Origin of the sequence: Pseudomonas sp. GLN_2 (assembly GCF_043106005.1) — a bacterium.
In the GTDB taxonomy this organism is placed as follows: Bacteria; Pseudomonadota; Gammaproteobacteria; order Pseudomonadales; family Pseudomonadaceae; genus Aquipseudomonas; species Aquipseudomonas alloputida.
Genome location: NZ_JBICMC010000097.1, coordinates 1 through 1,010 on the forward strand (window position 1 = coordinate 1; position 1,010 = coordinate 1,010).

The 1,010-nt window shown below is 64.7% G+C and carries 1 pseudogene; it reads left to right on the plus strand.

Annotated features, from left to right (window positions below):
- Positions 1-1,010 (plus strand): annotated as a pseudogene (locus ACF8Q6_RS24075) (transketolase); the annotation flags it as partial.

Here is a 1,010-nt window from a genome sequence, read left to right on the forward strand (position 1 = left end):
TCCCATGAAGTCGCCTCGCTGGCCGGCACCCTGGGCCTGAACAAGCTGATCGCCTTCTACGATGACAATGGCATCTCCATCGACGGCGAAGTGCACGGCTGGTTCACCGACAACACCCCGGCGCGCTTCGAAGCCTACAACTGGCAGGTGATCCGCAATGTCGACGGCCACGATGCCGAAGAAATCAAGATGGCCATCGAGACCGCCCGCAAGAGCGATCGCCCGACCCTGATCTGCTGCAAGACCACCATCGGTTTCGGTTCGCCGAACAAGCAGGGCAAGGAAGACTGCCACGGTGCCCCGCTGGGCAACGACGAAATCGCCCTGACCCGCCAGGCCCTGAACTGGAACCACGGCCCGTTCGAAATCCCGGCCGACATCTACGCCGAGTGGGATGCCAAGGCCGCCGGTGCCAAGGTTGAAGCCGAGTGGAACCAGCGCTTCGACGCCTACGCCAAGGCCTACCCGGAGCTGGCTGCCGAGTTCAAGCGCCGTGCCAGCGGCGAGCTGCCGGCCGACTTCAGCGAAAAGGCCCAGGCCTACATCAACGAAGTGGCTGCCAAAGGCGAAACCATCGCCAGCCGCAAGGCCAGCCAGAACGCCCTGAACGCCTTCGGCCCGCTGCTGCCCGAGTTCCTCGGTGGTTCGGCCGACCTGGCCGGCTCCAACCTGACCCTGTGGAAAGGTTGCAAGGGCGTCGAAGCCAATGACGCCAGCGGCAACTATGTGTTCTACGGCGTGCGCGAGTTCGGCATGACCGCCATCATGAACGGCGTTGCCCTGCACGGTGGCCTGGTGCCTTACGGCGCGACCTTCCTGATGTTCATGGAATACGCCCGCAACGCGGTGCGCATGTCGGCCCTGATGAAGCAGCGCGTGATCCACGTGTACACCCACGACTCCATCGGTCTGGGCGAAGACGGCCCGACGCACCAGCCGATCGAGCAGCTGACCAGCCTGCGCAGCACCCCGAACCTGGACACCTGGCGCCCGGCCGACGCGGTGGAATC